The sequence below is a fragment of the Paenibacillus sp. P32E genome (assembly GCF_001909085.1).
Lineage (GTDB): Bacteria > Bacillota > Bacilli > Paenibacillales > Paenibacillaceae > Paenibacillus_AQ > Paenibacillus_AQ helianthi.
In genome coordinates, this window is the sequence record NZ_LVYY01000013.1 from 286532 (window position 1) to 303320 (window position 16789).

At 45.2% G+C, this 16789-nt stretch carries 13 protein-coding genes and 1 pseudogene; 7 read left to right on the forward strand and 7 right to left on the reverse strand.

Annotated features, from left to right (window positions below; genetic code table 11):
* Positions 1-27: 27 nt before the first annotated feature.
* The 4 genes from A3848_RS14275 to A3848_RS14290 all read left to right on the forward strand — a co-directional run bounded on the left by A3848_RS14275 (position 28) and on the right by A3848_RS14290 (position 5316).
* A complete protein-coding gene (locus tag A3848_RS14275) occupies positions 28-702 on the forward strand; it encodes a response regulator transcription factor (RefSeq protein WP_074085744.1) in 675 nt (224 codons plus the stop codon).
* Positions 699-2060, forward strand: a complete 1362-nt coding sequence (locus tag A3848_RS14280) for a sensor histidine kinase (RefSeq protein WP_074085600.1) — start codon at positions 699-701, stop codon at positions 2058-2060. The genes A3848_RS14275 and A3848_RS14280 overlap by 4 nt, the downstream gene beginning before the upstream one ends.
* Positions 2061-2230: 170 nt before the next feature.
* Positions 2231-4381 carry a serine hydrolase domain-containing protein gene (locus A3848_RS14285; protein ID WP_083612159.1) on the forward strand — a complete coding sequence of 717 codons (2151 nt, stop codon included), beginning with the start codon at positions 2231-2233 and terminating at the stop codon, positions 4379-4381.
* Positions 4378-5316 (forward strand): alpha/beta hydrolase, encoded by a 939-nt coding sequence (locus A3848_RS14290; RefSeq protein WP_074085601.1) that lies wholly within the window; start codon positions 4378-4380, stop codon positions 5314-5316. The genes A3848_RS14285 and A3848_RS14290 overlap by 4 nt, the downstream gene beginning before the upstream one ends.
* A gap of 341 nt (positions 5317-5657) precedes the next feature.
* Here A3848_RS14290 and A3848_RS33425 read toward each other — a convergent pair whose 3' ends face one another.
* On the reverse strand, positions 5658-5801 hold the full coding sequence (locus tag A3848_RS33425) for a hypothetical protein (protein ID WP_483874430.1): 144 nt from the start codon (positions 5799-5801) through the stop codon (positions 5658-5660).
* 131 nt (positions 5802-5932) lie between these two features.
* Entirely contained in the window at positions 5933-6229 is a 297-nt protein-coding gene (locus tag A3848_RS14295; protein ID WP_074085602.1) for a carboxylesterase family protein, read from the reverse strand.
* Between the two features lie 326 nt (positions 6230-6555).
* Between A3848_RS14295 and A3848_RS14300 the strand changes: the two genes are divergently transcribed.
* Positions 6556-6840, forward strand: coding sequence for a GyrI-like domain-containing protein (locus A3848_RS14300; protein WP_178382002.1), 285 nt, complete (start codon positions 6556-6558; stop codon positions 6838-6840).
* 366 nt (positions 6841-7206) lie between these two features.
* Here the strand turns inward: A3848_RS14300 and A3848_RS14305 are convergent, their stop codons facing one another.
* From A3848_RS14305 to A3848_RS14315, 3 genes are read right to left on the reverse strand one after another with little or no spacing between them, the layout of a single operon-like run.
* Positions 7207-8097 (reverse strand): alpha/beta fold hydrolase, encoded by an 891-nt coding sequence (locus tag A3848_RS14305; protein WP_074085604.1) that lies wholly within the window; start codon positions 8095-8097, stop codon positions 7207-7209.
* A gap of 17 nt (positions 8098-8114) precedes the next feature.
* Positions 8115-8450, reverse strand: coding sequence for a hypothetical protein (locus A3848_RS14310; protein WP_074085605.1), 336 nt, complete (start codon positions 8448-8450; stop codon positions 8115-8117).
* Between the two features lie 54 nt (positions 8451-8504).
* Entirely contained in the window at positions 8505-9116 is a 612-nt protein-coding gene (locus A3848_RS14315; RefSeq protein ID WP_074085606.1) for a DUF2239 family protein, read from the reverse strand.
* Positions 9117-9168: 52 nt separating this feature from the next.
* On the opposite strand from A3848_RS14315, the pseudogene A3848_RS33565 reads away from it, so the two are divergent.
* Together A3848_RS33565 and A3848_RS14325 are read left to right on the forward strand one after the other, a co-directional pair.
* A pseudogene (locus A3848_RS33565) lies at positions 9169-9901 on the forward strand (IS110 family transposase); the annotation flags it as partial.
* A gap of 222 nt (positions 9902-10123) precedes the next feature.
* Positions 10124-12391: a helix-turn-helix domain-containing protein gene (locus tag A3848_RS14325; RefSeq protein ID WP_074085607.1), complete on the forward strand. Its 2268-nt coding sequence runs from the start codon at positions 10124-10126 to the stop codon at positions 12389-12391.
* Positions 12392-13101: 710 nt separating this feature from the next.
* Here A3848_RS14325 and A3848_RS14335 read toward each other — a convergent pair.
* Together A3848_RS14335 and A3848_RS14340 are read right to left on the reverse strand one after the other, a co-directional pair.
* Positions 13102-14145 (reverse strand): glycoside hydrolase family 18 protein, encoded by a 1044-nt coding sequence (locus A3848_RS14335; RefSeq protein WP_074085609.1) that lies wholly within the window; start codon positions 14143-14145, stop codon positions 13102-13104.
* Positions 14142-16784: a transglutaminase-like domain-containing protein gene (locus tag A3848_RS14340; RefSeq protein ID WP_074085610.1), complete on the reverse strand. Its 2643-nt coding sequence runs from the start codon at positions 16782-16784 to the stop codon at positions 14142-14144. Before A3848_RS14340 ends, A3848_RS14335 begins: the two co-directional genes overlap by 4 nt.
* Between the last annotated feature and the right edge of the window lie 5 nt (positions 16785-16789).

A 16789-nucleotide genomic window follows, 5' to 3' on the forward strand; every position in this document is an offset into this window, starting at 1 on the left:
TTATTCTTTTTAAGGAGAGTGGCAACGATACCTACGATATTGGTTGCTGACGACGATGCGAACATTCGCAAACTCATCTGTTTATTTTTGCACAAAGACGGATTTGCAACGATAAACGCCGCAGACGGAAAGGAAGCACTGGCCATCTATACCTCCACGCCAGTCGATTTGGTCATTCTTGATATTATGATGCCGGTCATGGACGGTTGGGCATTATGCGAGGAACTTCGAAGAGCCAATCCTGATCTTCCGTTACTAATGTTGACGGCAAGAAGCGAAACCTGGGAGAAAGTACAAGCATTCCAGCTCGGGACAGATGACTATTTGACGAAGCCATTCGATCCACTTGAGTTGATGGCTCGCGTCAAGGCACTGTTGAAAAGATACCGTATAGGTTTAACGCAGACCATCCAGTTAGGCAACGTCATTCTGAACCGGCAGACTTATAAAGTCATGAGAGGTACAGAGTCGTTCACCTTGCCGCTTAAGGAGTTCGAATTATTGTATAAACTTGCTGGATTACCGGGACAAGTCTATACGCGGGAGCAATTAATCGATCAAGTTTGGGGGATTAATTATACTGGCGATGATCGAACGATAGACGTGCATATTAAACGCCTACGCGAACGTTTCGCGGCTATCTCCGATTTTCGTATCGAAACGGTGCGCGGACTTGGCTACCGGCTTGAGGTGCAGGAGTGATGAGTTCCTTATATACACGCGTAGTCCTGACCTTTCTGGTCTCCGTGATCGGGGGCACAATCATTGCTTTTTTTGTTGCAACCTGGATATTTCAAGATAAATTAAACGAAAACCTGCAACTCACCTTGCTTGACTTTGGCCAGGATATCGTCCGCATCTACGAGACATTGCCGTTACCTGAAGCAGAAATATTTATAAGTGAAATGAAGCAACTCAATTCCTACCACATTCGAATCTATAAAGCAACGGATCAATTCCAATCCTTCGGAGAACTTAAAGGACAATATCCTTTCCCGGTGACTACGGAACAAGTGAAGAAAGTGCTGGAGGGGGGAAAGGTCCAAGTCAATGGGATTGATACGATCTTCTTGGGATTGCCGATAAAAACTGAAATGGGCAGCAAAGCCATGTTTGTAGAGCCCCTCACTTCCTCTTCCACCTCATTTTTCATCAAGTTTGTTGTAACTTTTTTGATTTGTTCGTTAATAGCAGGAAGCCTATTGATTCTAATTTCCGCGATGTTTCTGGTGAGACCGATCAAAAAGCTGACAGAAGCGACCCGGCTTATAGCTGCTGGAGATTTCAACATCAAGCTTAATATTAAACAAAAGGGTGAGATAGGTACTTTGGCTCGTAGCTTCGAAGAAATGATGCACGATCTACAGCGGCTTGAGCAGATGCGCAGGGAATTCGTGACAAACGTGTCCCATGAAGTTCAGTCTCCGCTCACTTCCATTTCCGGTTTTGCTATAGCGCTCAAGCAGGTAGACCTTCCGGATGACGAACGAAGCGGTTATCTCGATATTATCATCACTGAAACTGCACGAATGTCCAAAATAAGTGATAGTCTGCTAAAGCTGAGTTTGCTTGAATCTCATTCATTGCAAATGCGGCTCTCCACACTCAGTCTGGATGAACAGATCAGACGAGTAATCGTCGCTATTCAACCCCAATGGTCAGCCCGCAACATTCAGTTCGATCTTGATTTGCAGCCCACCAAAATCACGGCCGATCATGACCAGCTAAATCAGGTGTGGACCAATATCCTCAGCAATGCCATCAAATTTTCCAAGGATGGTGCCCGAATTAGCGTCAGGATCAAACAGAATATCAAGAACGTGACCGTCCGCATATCGGATTCGGGTATTGGTATTCTCCCGGAAGACCAAAAGCGTATATTTGACCGATTCTTTAAAGCTGATCGTTCCCACAGCCAGAAATATGAAGGCAGCGGTATGGGACTGGCTATTGTAAAGCAGATCGTATCGCTTCATCAAGGGGACATCCGGGTGGAGAGCGAATACGGAAGAGGAACGACCTTCATAGTCATCTTGCCAATCACAACACCTGCAGGGTAATTGGATTTCATGCCTTCTCTAGGCTACGACACCATGTATAAACCTTCTTGCATGTGATGATGCAAACTTTTTTGGCCTGTTCATCCTACGTTCATGTTGTAGTCATTAGGGGGACATCTTGGTTGGTTATACTGTCTTTAGCGCCCCCGTTAAGGTGGCCTAACATAATGATGAAGACAGGAGTAGATGCGAGAGTGAAACCAGGAGAGGTAACAAAGATGAGTATGGGGACAACAAGAAAAAGAATTACTATAGCTGCTGCGACTCTCATGCTGACGATACTTGCTCCAATGTCTGCAATGGCCGCACCGACTGCCATGAATAACAACAGCAATCTTACGTATGAGACAACGAAGAACAACGTGATCGAAAAAGCCAAATTACTGACCGAGACGTACGGGACGACAAGTCTGCAATATGCGCTCATCGATGGTGGAGAGATTGTGGTCTCCGGTCAAACGGGCAAGAATGATATCAACGACAAGGTACCGCTTACTTCGAATACGATCTATGGCATCGGTTCAACCAGTAAAATGATGCTTACAGCCGCTGTAATGAAGCTCGTTGACGAAGGTAAGATCGATTTGGATGTGCCTGTTGTGAACTATATGCCTGACTTTACAATGAAAGATAACCGATACAAACAGATTACACCCCGTATGTTGCTGAATCATTCCTCTGGTCTTCTGGGCACCTCAACCAGCAATGCCACACTGTACGGAGATAATGACACGTATTCACATGATACGTTTTTGGAGCAATTGGCGATTCAACACCTGAAGGCAGATCCCGGCGCATACTCAGTTTACAGCAACGATGGCTTTACGTTAGCCGAGATTCTGGTTGAAAGAGTTAGCGGTATCAGCTATACCGCATATATACACAACTATTTTACGGAGCCTTTGGACATGAACCATACCAAAACACCACAGGATGTGCTTGATCCGGCAGAAATGGCGGGAATCTATTCCCCTTTTTATAAAGGACAACTTCCAAAAGAGAATTATAATGTCCTCGGTACTGGAGGTCTGTATTCCACCGCTGAAGATCTGGTCAAATTTTCACGAATCTTCACGGGAGAAGTTAAGGGTATTCTTTCAAGTAAGTCGGTAAAAGCCATGGCACAAGAAGAGTATAAAAGAGGCATGTGGCCTAAGGATAGCGATTCGCTTATGTCTTACGGATTAGGGTGGGATAGCGTGAACTTGTTCCCATTCAACGAATACGGTATTCAGGCCGTTATAAAAGGAGGAGATACGTTATCTTATCATTCTTCATTAGTGGTGCTTCCAGGATATAACATGGCTGCAGCGGTTATCTCTTCAGGCGGGTCAAGCATAACCAATCAATTCATTGCGAATGAATTATTACTCAGCGCACTTGAAGAAAAGGGCATGATTACAGAACGGAAGCCGGAAAAATCATTTGTCGTGCCAGTGAAGGCAAATATGCCTAAGGAAATCTCCAAGTATGCAGGTATATATGGTGGCAATAATTCGGTTACGAAGATCAATATAAATACGGCCGGACAAATGACTATATCCTCACTCACAGCTCCGAGTAATCCGGTTCAAAAATACACATATACTGCGGATGGTAATTTTGTTAACGACGAAGGTACAGAAAAGTTAAAATTCGTTGTGGAGAAAAATGGGAGTACCTACCTGTGGTCTCGATCCTATATATCCGTTCCAGGACTCGGACAGCTGGCTTTCTCAGAATATAATGCGGAGAAGCTTACAGCCAATACATTATCCAAGGAGATTAACGCTGCATGGGCAAAGCGCGATGGTAAAAAATATTATCTGGTGAATGAGAAATACACATCAATGCTCTATCTTAATGCTACATCGATCCTGCCTATTCATATGAATAAAGAGAATCCAGGGTATATGTCCAATAATAAGATTATTGGAGCCAACGAAGCAGCCAATCGATTGCAGATTCCTGGTACTGCCGGACGGGATACGATGGACATTCATTTCTCCAAAAAGAACGGAGGAGAGTATCTTACATTTTCAGGTTATGTATACGCCAGTGAGGAAATGGTGAAACCAATCTATTCGGGTAAACAATCCGCAACAACCATCCAAGCAGATGGATATGCCAAATGGTTTTGGGTACCAGCTACTGTGAAAGGAAAAGTCATGACCGTGAAGATGCCTGCAAATGGGGGATTTGCGGTATATGACCAGACAGGTATTTGTATTAATCACAGCGTGGTCAGCGGTAAGAATGAAGTTGTCTTACCAGAAAACGGCCGTATTGTATTTGCAGGTGAGGCTGGCTCCCAATTTGAAATTTTATTAAAAAGTAAATGAAAAAAATATTAATCATTTTGCTCAAAATATTCGGAGCCATAGTTATTGCTTCTGTATTATTTATTGCCACTGTTTTTATTATTAATGTATTTAGTAACAAATCGGAGGAAGGGAAAATAAAACCCTATGGCCAGTTTGTAGCGGTTGACGGGAAAAACATGAATGTGTTGATTCAAGGAAAAGGCGAAGAAACGGTGGTATTGCTTCCCGGATATGGAACACCAGCTCCAGCCCTTGATTTTAAACCGTTAATTGATGAGCTATCTCCCTTATACAAAGTCGTCGTAATTGAGCCTTTCGGTTATGGATTAAGTGACGTAACTGAAAAAGAGCGTACCACTGAAAATATGGTTAGTGAAATTCATGAAGCTTTACAGCAACTTAATATTCATCGGTACACGCTCATGGTTCACTCCATTTCAGGGATTTACGGACTGGATTATGTGAACAAATATCCAAACGAAGTCAGTGCGTTTGTCGGAATTGAAAGCAGCGTTCCAACACAAGGCGGTACGGACGATCCATTCCCGGCAGGAACGTATAAACTGCTTAAAAAATCAGGGTTCTACCGCTTGTTAATGAAACTGGCCCCTGACCAACTGCTTGCACCCGACGTTGATGATGAAACCAGAGAACAAATTAGAATGCTTTCACTCAAAAATACGTTTAATCCGAACAACCTGAATGAAGGCGAAAATTTTGGTCCTAATTTCAAAGCAGCTGAGAACTTGTCCTTCCCCAAAGAGCTTCCTGTTATTTTCTTTTTACAAGCGAATGATACCGAAACGAAAAATTGGATACCTCTTCATGACGAGCAAATAAAAAACTCAGTACATGGAAAAGTGATGACATTTGAAGGAGAGCACTATTTGCACTATACCCGATCCAAAGAAATCGCGGAAAATTTCAGGAGATTTATGAATGAAATAAAATAAAAGATATCAATGAGTACCAAAAAAAGACACGTCGTCCATGGATTTGGATGAGGTGTTCTTTTTTTATTTAATTACAGGACACTACGTAAGACAGCACCCGTAACAAAGCAGCCAGTAAAGATTAGAATGCAAAATTAACACTTGTCTTCGACAAAACGAATAAATGGGTTGGTGCTTCTGAAGTAAGTCAAACTGCTGCAGATAATATTAATCATTTTGTTGATGTAATTGGTCTAAATATAGACTCGCGTTCATGGAAGAAAGACTTCCTCCCTATTTCCCCTGCTTTGGCGTATAAAGTACGTGGTTTCATTTAATTCTCCTTATCAACCGTTCTTCGCTCATTGGTTCCGAACTCTTGAATTTTTACATTCACCAGCTTCCCCACTCTTCGGAACCGTACCCCTTACGATTCCGTTTTGCCTCTTTTCTCCTTTCAATACATTCAATCCTGCAACTTCCTCTTCTTCTAACCATCCGATCATTTTAGCCAAGCTGCCTTTAGCCACGGCCCCCTGCAGATTTGACGCCCGCGTCTGTAGTTTCTACCCCAGGAACAATGAAGCTCGTCTTTCCCGTCAGTTTTTCCGATATATCGCCTAATTTCGATTCGTGGCTATTCTATGTCACTTATGCTGGGGTTTCCTGTTTTGGCAAAGTTCACCCACATGTTTTGAACTACAGATGAAAGCTCAACATTAGTATTATTCCCAGTATAAATCGTTTCCTGTAAATTGTTAAAAACATATGCAAGCTCCATTGCGTGGCTAGCCCCATAATATTTTTTGGCGGATGGATACGTCCAGTAGTACATATAAGTATTGCCGCCATTCTTTGAATGTGAGGATGCCTGAACCGTGGCCGGAACTCTAAACATTAAGTCATTATAAAATTCGGTTATGTCCCATCCCATATACGCCCCTTATTTTGTTGTTGTATAAAGGACTTCGAGGACTAGATATGCCGATTAAAGAAATCAAGGATTATATGGTGAATCGTTCTCCAGAGAAATTGCTCAAATTATTTGAGTCCAAAGTCTGCTTCTGTCGAGTCTTCGCTTTTGCCAAATCAGAGTAATATTTTTATGGAAAAGTGTGATGAAGAATATCTTATAGTCAGCCCTATACTTACAGATGATTCTGAGAAAACGGCGATATCTTTTATTCTTCATCCCTGAAGCAGTTGCACGATCGGCACCTATATTGTCATTCCTATGGGAGCGTAATCCCGCATGGGAGTTTGATGAATCATAAATTCAGCAGCTATGCGCGCTACTTCCTTAAAGTCCCTACGAAGCTGGATCATCCTTTTCTATTCGTAAAGCCGAACGGCACTTATCTGCAAATGTTTTGGAAAGGCAGTTGGGAAACGTTACCCCAAGCGTATACAGAAATTATGGATTATGTTTATGAGAACGCTGTAAAATTGAAGGGGGATGCTTACGAAGAGAATGTTATTGATGATTTTGCGGTCCAAGATACAGATCAATATATTACCAAAATTATGATTGCTATCGAACAATAAGTGCCATAAAAATTGATTAAATTTCCACAATTAATTCTCTAAAAATTGTCAGCAGAAAATAAAATATAGCTAGATGGCTTTATTCCACGCTGCTTTTCTAATTGAAAAATCCTCACAGAAAATGCGCCGGCTCACAATGGTATCATGAAACCAGCGCTTATTCGATCGATTACACATATACGTAAAAATGGAGGCTCTGTTAGCAAGCACCGTTAATTGATGAATCGGAACTGTTCCAAGAGCACCGCCGCTTCCACCCGTGTCGTATGCGCCAAAGGTGCAAATTGATCAGCAATGGCTTTTAGGCCTACTCAACCCCAGTGGATAGCGTGAGACTCCGGCTGGTTGCTATTCAGGAAGCGCGTGTCAATTGCGACGAGCCGTTCGCACTATGCCATCAACTGTTTCTTTGTACAGTTGGTGCGGCAGGTCGTGTCCCATGCCGTCAACCAACATTAGCTCGGCGCCCGGGATGGCAGAAGCCGTGTCCTCGCCACACGCCGGGACGAACAGGGGATCGTCCACCCCATGAATGACAAGTGCTGGTACTTTTATGGTCGCCAGCCGCGGACGACGGTCACCGGAGACAGCGATCGCAGCAATTTGTCGTCCGACACTGCCTGGATCGTAGGCTCGCTGGACTTCCTCCAGAATGAGCGCCCGATAAGCGTCCTCTTCAAACGGATAGCCGGTGCCGGCGATGTGTTTGGCAAAAGAGAGGCTGTGCGCCAAAAATCCTGCTTGATCCTCAAAGGGGTTCGGCGCAGGTTTAGTCATCATCGCCATGACATCCGGGGAAGCTTGCGGAAGGGTGGGATTACCGGAACTAGACATAATGGAGGTGAGTGATACAACCCGTTCAGGGTACTCACTGGCTGCAATCTGAGCGATCATTCCGCCCATCGACCTGCCAACGAAATGTGCCCGGTCAATGGAAAGGGCGTCGAGCAGTCCGATAGCGTCGCCTGCCATGTTATCGAGAGTGTAAGGGATATCCGGTCGCTGTCCCGACATGAGAGCAGTCGCCAGTGCGTCAAAATTCAGCGCCCGATAATGACTATAGTGTGTCGAGCAGCCCACGTCGCGATTGTCAAAGCGAATTACCCGAAAGCCCCGCGCTGCCAATAGTTCACAAAACGGAACCGTCCAGCGGATCATCTGGGTTCCAAGCCCGGCGATTAGGATAATAGCCTCGTCATTTTCGTTACCGAAACTATCATAGGCCAACTCAACACCGTTAACTTTTAAAATGTTCATGGTCATGTTCTCCTCAATTAATTCGGTTTCGGAAGTTCTGCCATAGGCAGAAGGCGTGAATCTTCGATCGCTGCAGTCCGGTGACCGATACCGGCCAGGTAGTCTTGATGACTTGAGAAAGCTAGGAATAACTGCGCGCTACTCTGGCGGATCAGCATGACAAGATCCCATTTCTCGTCTTCGGGTCCGATAAGAAACTCTCCGCCATCGCCAAGAAACACGATGTTGCCTCCGCTTTCACGGAGATATGGGAGGGTGTGCTCAATATAGCGGTTGAAAGCTTCGGCACCGCTAATAGAGACCTCTGGTGTTAGTTCAGGATTGGCTGTGTAATCAACAACATCACGAGTCATAGTGACTCCTTCCGCAAGTCCTTTTTAATTCTTTACGCCCTCATATGCTTTCATTCATAAGTTCTCTTCGGGGAATGCATTAGCGGCTAATCGCTTGACATGGTTTCTGATATCAGGTGCCCAGTCATCGATGAAGTGGTAAAAACGATCCAAATCACCAGCATACAGTGCCCGTAGAGCTTCTTCGTATTGATGGAAGTCCCCGGCCATAGCTGTCATAAAGTTATATGTTGCTTCTTGTGACTCTCGGATTGTGCTCTGTTGCTCTCCAGCACGGCGAGCTTCATCAATGAGCTTTCGTAATGTTACAGACGCCCCTCCAGGTTGACTCTTGAGCCATTCCCAATGTCGAGGCAATAACGTAACCTCACCGGATACAACCCCCAGCTTGGGTCGACCGACCCGACGTGTAGTCTGGTGAGTCACTTCTGTACTGGATGAGTCACCAAACTGTTCTCCTAAACGTTTAAGCACATCATCTGTCTTCCCACGAAAATCAACATCTATTGGCTTCCCCGTGGAATCGTCAAATAAAAGCAACTGTGTGAGCTCTTTGTCATCTAGAGCATTCTTCACTGTAGTAACAACGTGCTGTAACGAACCACTGGCGACGACTCCCACACCCAAAAATGCCGTGCAGTAAAAGCGCATTAGCGAATTACTCATGCTGACCTCCTCTCTGATTGCCTCACTAATTATACCCGGGTAAAAATATAAAATCAATATTACCCGGGTAAAATATATTTTCTCGTTCGTTATCTTAGATCGAGGGAAACCATACAAAGGAACCTTTCATTTTGAACATACAAGAGATGGTCTCAAGATATTGCTTCAAACCATTCAGGACGTCGAACAAGCATCAGGACGTCGACCTACAATAATCCTGGAAGCAACCGGGCACTATCAAAGCCCCGTTGTTCAGTTCCTTGAGGAGCATCACTATTTATTCATCGTTATCAATCCGCTCATTTTTAATCGGCTTCGAAAAACCAATCTTCGCAAAGTGAAAACGGATGCTGCAGATGCCTATCTTCTGGGTGAACTTTACTATAGGGAGGATCGAACCATTCAAAAAAAGAGGTGCGCAACTGCTTAATATGCGTTATCTAACGCGACAATACGAATCCTTTTCTAAGATGTGCGTGCAGACGAAACTGCAATTCCAAGCCGTTCTAGATCAGGTTTTCCCGGTGTACAAAGGTGTTTTTGGGGCTATGTATTCTAAAGTATCCCTTCGGTTCTTACACGAGTTTCCGACTTCATCCTCTGTTCTACAGGTCAGTGAAGAGACACTTAAAAATACAATCAGTGCTCTCCTATCTTCAAAACGTGGTCGATCAGAGAGGTGGATTAACGAACGAGTTCAACGGTTACTCGATGCTGCAAAACAAAACCCATTTCAGCAAACAATGTATGCGAGCCACTTGATTAATCTTAAGATCTTGATCAATTTCTCTATCTCATGACGATGTGTATGGTCATGACCAATCCGGATGTTAGAGCCCTCCAGTCCCCTACCTATACAATCTCTTTTCATTTAGCACGTTCCTATCCCCCTACAAACGGCAACGGACCAGTCTCTGTAATTTCCGTATTTCCACTATGCAAGTCCTGAGTTTTTGGTATGATATGATTAATGTAAATAACGTTGATGAAATTAGGGGGAGTCTACAATGAATCGCAGTTACTTTAAATCTAAACTTTTCCTAAGATACATCTTTTCTTACTTATTGATATTGGTGGTTCCGCTCATTATTGTAACCGCATTCATTTATCGGAATGCGACCCGAAGCCTCCAATCAGAGATTGAACTATCCCACATCAATCAATTGAACCAAGCCAAAACGATTATTGACGGACGGATTAAGGAATTGAATGATATGGCTTCCCGAATTTCCTATGACGAACGCTTAACACCATATCGGGTGCATGATCCCTATTTCAGTAGAGAGGCAATCAGTGCATTGAACAATTACAAAGCAACCAGTTCGATCATAGGAGAATTGTTTCTATATTATTATAATGATGACCGGATTTATTCTTCCCGGGGCATGTCCAATTTGGAGGTATTCGCAAGCAACTACAGCTTCCACAATTGGACCAAGAATACACTATTCCATGATTTGAACAAAGTTAAATTTCCGGCGATGCGTCCAGCAGATCTAGTCAACCGAACCCCATCTCTCCAACAATCAATTCTGGCTTACATTGTTCCAATCACACCAAACAACCCTAACCCTCACGGGACTATTATGTACTTCATACCCGAATCTGAACTCAACAGGATGATTGACTCTGTGCTGGGCAGTTACCACGGGTTAACCTACATTTTTGATAATAACGGCCAAATATTGACCTCTAATGGTAATGAAAGATCATTGTCCACGCAAGAGGTGAAGTCCTTATTTATTCTGGAACCAGGTATTCATAATGAGGTATTAAACGGAAAGTCGCACTCCATTATATCCGTAAAGTCCTCCGAAAACGGCTGGTCTTATGTCACCCTAATGCCCAGCGCTCAAATATTCAGTAATGTTCTGCAAGTACGCAGCTTTATAATCATGCTGTTATTGATCAGTGTGGCCGTTGGTGGGGCTATTGCTCTTATGCTGGCCAGAATGCAGTATGTACCAATATCCGAACTGGTAAAGTTCGCAAATTCAACATCTAGATCGAAACGGCCATTCGGTAACGAGCTTGAAGGCATACGCATATTGCTGCAGGAACACAGCGTGCGTGCGGATCTCCAAGAGCCCTATGCGCGCAATCATGTTCTCATGATGTTGCTGAAATATGGAAATACTCAAGGTGTGTCCTCTGATCTTCTAGGCAGTTTTGATTTTACATTTGAAAGTTCTCATTATTTTGTTGTGATTATCGAATGCGATGAATTTTCCAACAAACAGGATGAAAGCCAGAATCGTCAGGCTATATTCCATCTATTCACACAAGTTAGCTTCCCTGAATTATCCGCAAGGGCCTACAGTGTCGAACTGCCTCAACCAAACCAGCTAGCACTCATTATCGGTTATGATTCGGACGGTAAGCTCCAGAATTTTGATCACATTAGACATATAGTTGAAGCAACTCGTAATAATTTATTGGAAATGTTCGATATCCATCCAGTGATTGGTGTCGGAACGTGTTATTCAAGCATTTCTCTTCTAAATCAATCCTATATTGAAGCTTGTTCAGCTCTGGAGACGAACATTTCATCTCATGAAAGCATTACGTTCTTTGAGAAGCTGTTCTCTACATCTGAACAAGATTTCTGGGTCCCAAATCATGTACTACTAAAACTCTCCCAAAGCCTGAAGCAGGGAAGCTTTGAAGTTGCAGAGAGAACTATTTCGGTTGCTATCAGCGAACTGCCAACTTCTCTGCTCTCTTCACAACTCCTGCGCTTCATCGTTTACGATATTCTGAATACGATGCTAAAGACTGCCTCTGAGCTTGGAATTCATAATCTGATGCATGAAGTTCCGCCCAAGATCACCTACAATTCACTGGAGGAACTCAAGCAGGCTTTCGTAAACCTGGCTTCGCGGATTTGTTCGCAGGTTGAGCATGATCAAAAGAATGAAGAACATACACTTATGGATCAAATTGTATTATATATAGACAGTCACTATAGGGAGCATACACTTAGCCTGGAAACTATTTCTCAAGAATACAGTATCTCGCCTTCACACCTGAGCAGATCCTTTAAGGAAAAGGTAGGTATTAATTTTATCCAATATATTTGGCAAAAAAGAATGAATGAAGTTATGCACAAACTGATTACAACGAATGATTCTCTTAAAGACATTATTGTCCAGGTCGGTTATCTCGACACACCAAATTTCATTCGTAAATTCAAGAAAGAGACCGGGTATACCCCAGGTCAGTACCGTAGTTTGCATATACCAGAAGAGAAGACGGGCACCTTATCAGACTTATGATGGTCATTATGATAGTCACCATTCTACCGAGAGCTTTGGTAGGAATAATTCCACCTAAATCGTAATGTCTTTACGCAGATCAAGTAAGGGTTTCAAACTCATTTAGAAAGATGTACACGTACATTAAAAAGTATCTGGAGATGGCGGTTCGAAGTCTGCTGACTCCTGTTTGGGAATTTCAAAAGCAACTTGCAGCACTCGAAAAAGTAATTCTGGAAAAGTAAGAGGCTCTGGCTGAAGTTCAGTGGAATCTATCCCAGGGGGTCGGAATCAAGATTCGCCAAGGCCATAGTTTCTGAAATTGGAGATGCATCGCAGTTTCATCCTCCCAAACAACTGGTGGCACACATGCCACTCAGAACAAGTTCACGAAACTAGGCTCCAAAAAACTACGACAGTCGATATTTTAAGCGGTAACATGCGGATTAGGAGGAGAATTGAACCCTCGTCTCAGGGAGTATTACGACAGAAAAAGAGTGAAGGAAAGCCCCACTAAAATAGCATTGATCGATTGCGCCAACAAGTTACTCGATCACGTGTACGCTATCTTCAGAAAGGGTAATCCTACACTCTTTAGTTTCATAAACTTCTATTTAATGGAGGTTCATTCGTTATGTGTTCAACAGTATAACTAACTTTAGGGGTATCCAAAACCGTATACATGACACACAATTAGCTGGTATTTTTATTTTTCTGTTTAGTTAGCAGTTCTACTCTGCCTTCAATCCTGAGTGGATGGCATTCAGCAGCCGGTGTGTCTTGTCGCAACTGTACTCCCAAAACATCATGCCGGCCAGGTTGTTGTTCTTCACGTACTTGCATTTGTGCCGCAGCGACTCCTCATCATCATAAGAGATGAGGCTTGAACCGTTGAAAAGGTAAGGCGCACAAGCCTCCTCATCCCAATATCGGGTAAACCCGTTTTTGTTGATGTAATCCGAGGTAAGGGCCGTGAAATCCGGCCCATAGCCGCCTGTGCTTCCGGCCATTTGAAGAAGCCCGTGATTACGATCGGGAACCTGATTCCAGATACGGGAGTAGAATGCTGCGCCAATCACGATTTTGTCCCTTGGCACGCCTGCTTGGACGAATATATGCACGGAGGCATCTGTACTAATGCGGAATAAATCACCGGTGGGAGTATATAAATTCGTATGGTGTCCGGTCAGAACTTGAAATCCTCCACGCATATCGTAGGTCATTAATTGAACAAAATCGATATAATTCTGGACCTGATCCATCTCGGTACCGTCGACGTAATACTGATCCGCTCCCGCAGCAATGGTGAGCAAATAATGCCGTGCATCCTGTGCTTCTTTACGATCCAGTGCTTCCCGCATCGTCTTCAGAAGCAGCGTAAAATTCGTCTTGTCTTCAGGACTTGAATGGATGCCGGCCTCTCCATAACAAGGATATTCCCAATCCAGATCGATTCCGTCGAAAGGAAAGTCTGTTAATACACGGAGTGCGGAATTAGCCATTCGTTTTCTTCCATCTTCCGTAGCGGCAGCTTCCGAGAACCCTCCTGCACTCCATCCTCCGACAGACAACAGCAGGTTCAGCTCGGGATGATCGCGTTTGATCTCATCCAAAACCTCCATATGCTTCATATGATCCGTGCGGATCTCATCGTTCCGGACATGTCCAAACGCCACATTCAGATGAGTCAGTTTATTCAGGTCTTCCTGTGTCATCTCCGAAAGCTTGGAATCAAGCACATAACCCGCTACAATGTACTTCTCTTTCTCCTTCATCGACTCGATTCCCCCCTATCCGTCAATGGTTGCCATACCCCGGAGAGCACCTGCAATGCCTCTTTGCCGGATCCTATTTTGTACCCTGACGCCGTATACCGGATTTGGTCCTGGCCGTCCAGCACGAAGAGATGCGGGAAGCCCGCCTCATTCGCCGGAGGCTGTGATATGAAGTCCGGCAATGAGTCATAGGCAGTATCCCGTACAAAAAGGGTGCCTTCCGGCAGCTTAGTATAGCTGGAAGGATCGAACGAAGACGTCCAGTGACCATCTCCGACAACAAGAACAACGGGGGCGCCAAGCTCAGTAAGCGGCTCTGTAAGCTCGCATAGTTCGCGGATCAAATGCTTGGAAGGCTCCCGTTCCGGTTCTATCCAGGTGACTATGGCCCCTCTCTTGCCCACCAACTCTCCTAAAGTCCTGCCAGTTCCGTCCGGCAAAGAGAATGTTCTGTCCCTGTCAAACTTGCCAAGGACCGGAATGTCCAGCGGCACCTCCCGGAATGTCAGCGGAACTTCAATTTGTTCCCCGGCACGCACCTTGAAATAATTAAAGCGTACCCGCACACTGCCATCCTTCAGACGAATGCCCGTAGTCATTCGATAGGAGCCCTGCTCCACTTCAAAAGGTTCATCATAGACATCCGATTTCCCATACGGGTAGAACAGCGTCTTATAAATACCGTTCTCCAACCGCGCGAACGTAAAATTCTCCCAATACGAGGCTGCCGGAGCTTCTGCTGCTGCTTCATTGTCCTGAATGAATCGCAGCGTTCCGGTGCCCTTCTTCTCCGGCAGCACAGATTCCGGCGTGAATACCGCATCTGCCCAGCTTCCTGCCGCCATATATTGCGGTGTATGTTCACTCGGATGCAGGCGCGCCGGAATACCGAGGCTCCGGCAAATAGCCACGAAGAGGATATCGAGGGATGCTCTGTCCCCTTTCTTCATCTGGAAGGTGCCTACTGGCGTTCCCTTGCCCTTCAAATTAGGCAGGTCCTCCCAGAGGCCCCATCCCTCATCTATCCTGCGAACAAGTTCGGAAGGATCGGCTCTAAACCTTTCGGATTCCGCTTCGGTAAACGCTGTTTGAAAAAAACGCTTATAGGGCGCAATCATTTCATACATCACGCGGGGACAAAGAACGTACTGAATAAATACTTCTTCCGGAAGTTTACTTTGGTGTGCAAGAGCACCTATCAAATGATCATCCAGCGTAGAATATACGGTATCTATCTGGTCCTTCTCATTCAGACTCTCCAGCAGCCGCAGCGGCAATATTCCATATTCGGCAGAGCGCTCCCGCAGAAAGGCAGCAATCTCGCGGCTATTCCCGCGCGCCTTTCGCAGCACATCCCATACCCGGTCCTGCGGGAGGCCGGCAGCTTGGGCCAACTCTGATGCCTGTATTTCATCCATAAACGTATCCTCATAGCTTGAACGGATCATCGTTCCTTCTTCGAGCCGGCCTTGATGCCGCTGCATCTTCTCCTGGGAGACCGGTTCCGAAACATCACCCTCCCTTTCCGGCGGAGGAATCATATCAAAGTCTGCCGTTCCTTCCGGCTGGTATATCTGTCCAAGCACAATCTCGATGTTTTCACCATCCGAGACCGTGACTCTCTTTTCTCCCCACTGGCCTGCCTTTACAACGCGGATAATCAGATCACCGAACCCTGTCTTGAATGACGCCTCACCCATTCCGTCTGTGGGCAGTGTAGCAAGCGGGTAGAATTCAGCCATATTATATAATTGGAAATGTACATAGGCCCCGCTGACCAGACAATCCTGCTCATCCTTCACTTGAACGGTGATGGTCCGCGTTCGCGCGTAGCCCTCCAGCAGATTGATTTCCGTGAACCACTCATCGGCCAGTGTGATGTCCTCAGGCCCAGGGTAATCGGCGAAAATCCTTGTATTGATAAGCATTGCCCGCCGGGCTGGCGGACTGAACCAGCCCTGATTCAGCTGCGCTTCCGGCTCGCATGCGCCGATATAATACCACTGCCCGTCAGCCCAGGCTTCCACCCAGGCATGGTTATCGTCAGAATGAGCCCAGCGCGGCGTGTAGACCTGGCGGGCAGGAATACCAATGCTCCGCAGTGCTGCAACTGCCAGAGTCGATTCTTCACCGCAGCGGCCGCGTGCATTGCGAATCATCGTCAGCGGGGAGATCGTCCGCATGTCGCTTCCAATATATGTCGCTTTTTCATGACACCAATAGTTCGTCTCCAAAATGGCTTCCGCCATGCTTAATTGCGTCGTTCGAGGCGCCAGTTGGTCATACAGAATACCGCGGGAATCCTCAATATTCTCGGTATTTACGCGGTACGGAAGTACGTAATGCAGAAACAGGTGATCCGGAACCCGCTTGCCCCAGGGAACCTGATTGCGAATGTCCAGCGTTCGGCGCACATGACTTAGAAATAATGAACCCTCATAATCAGCCAAATCATTCAGAGGCATATACGCAAATAAGTACTTAAGCGCCCATGTCTCTTCTTCGGTCAATTCTTCCTGAAAGATATCGAACAGCTCATGTTCCCTCGGCTGGGCGATCTGTCTTTTTTTATCATATTTCTGCTCAATCTGCTGCATCATTTCTTCATCCAATGAGAACACAGACGTCAGTTGGGTCATTGGTA

What these genes read in the sequence shown, in the direction of transcription:
- A3848_RS14315 (WP_074085606.1), bottom strand. Translation starts at nt 9,116, where the DNA reads ATGAGTAATTCGCTAATGCGCTTTTACTGCACGGCATTTTTGGGTGTG.
- A3848_RS14310 (WP_074085605.1), bottom strand. Translation starts at nt 8,450, where the DNA reads ATGACTCGTGATGTTGTTGATTACACAGCCAATCCTGAACTAACACCA.
- A3848_RS14305 (WP_074085604.1), bottom strand. Translation starts at nt 8,097, where the DNA reads ATGAACATTTTAAAAGTTAACGGTGTTGAGTTGGCCTATGATAGTTTC.
- A3848_RS14285 (WP_083612159.1), top strand. Translation starts at nt 2,231, where the DNA reads ATGAAGACAGGAGTAGATGCGAGAGTGAAACCAGGAGAGGTAACAAAG.
- A3848_RS33425 (WP_483874430.1), bottom strand. Translation starts at nt 5,801, where the DNA reads ATGATCGGATGGTTAGAAGAAGAGGAAGTTGCAGGATTGAATGTATTG.
- A3848_RS14340 (WP_074085610.1), bottom strand. Translation starts at nt 16,784, where the DNA reads ATGACCCAACTGACGTCTGTGTTCTCATTGGATGAAGAAATGATGCAG.
- A3848_RS14290 (WP_074085601.1), top strand. Translation starts at nt 4,378, where the DNA reads ATGAAAAAAATATTAATCATTTTGCTCAAAATATTCGGAGCCATAGTT.
- A3848_RS14335 (WP_074085609.1), bottom strand. Translation starts at nt 14,145, where the DNA reads ATGAAGGAGAAAGAGAAGTACATTGTAGCGGGTTATGTGCTTGATTCC.
- A3848_RS14325 (WP_074085607.1), top strand. Translation starts at nt 10,124, where the DNA reads ATGAATCGCAGTTACTTTAAATCTAAACTTTTCCTAAGATACATCTTT.
- A3848_RS14295 (WP_074085602.1), bottom strand. Translation starts at nt 6,229, where the DNA reads ATGGGATGGGACATAACCGAATTTTATAATGACTTAATGTTTAGAGTT.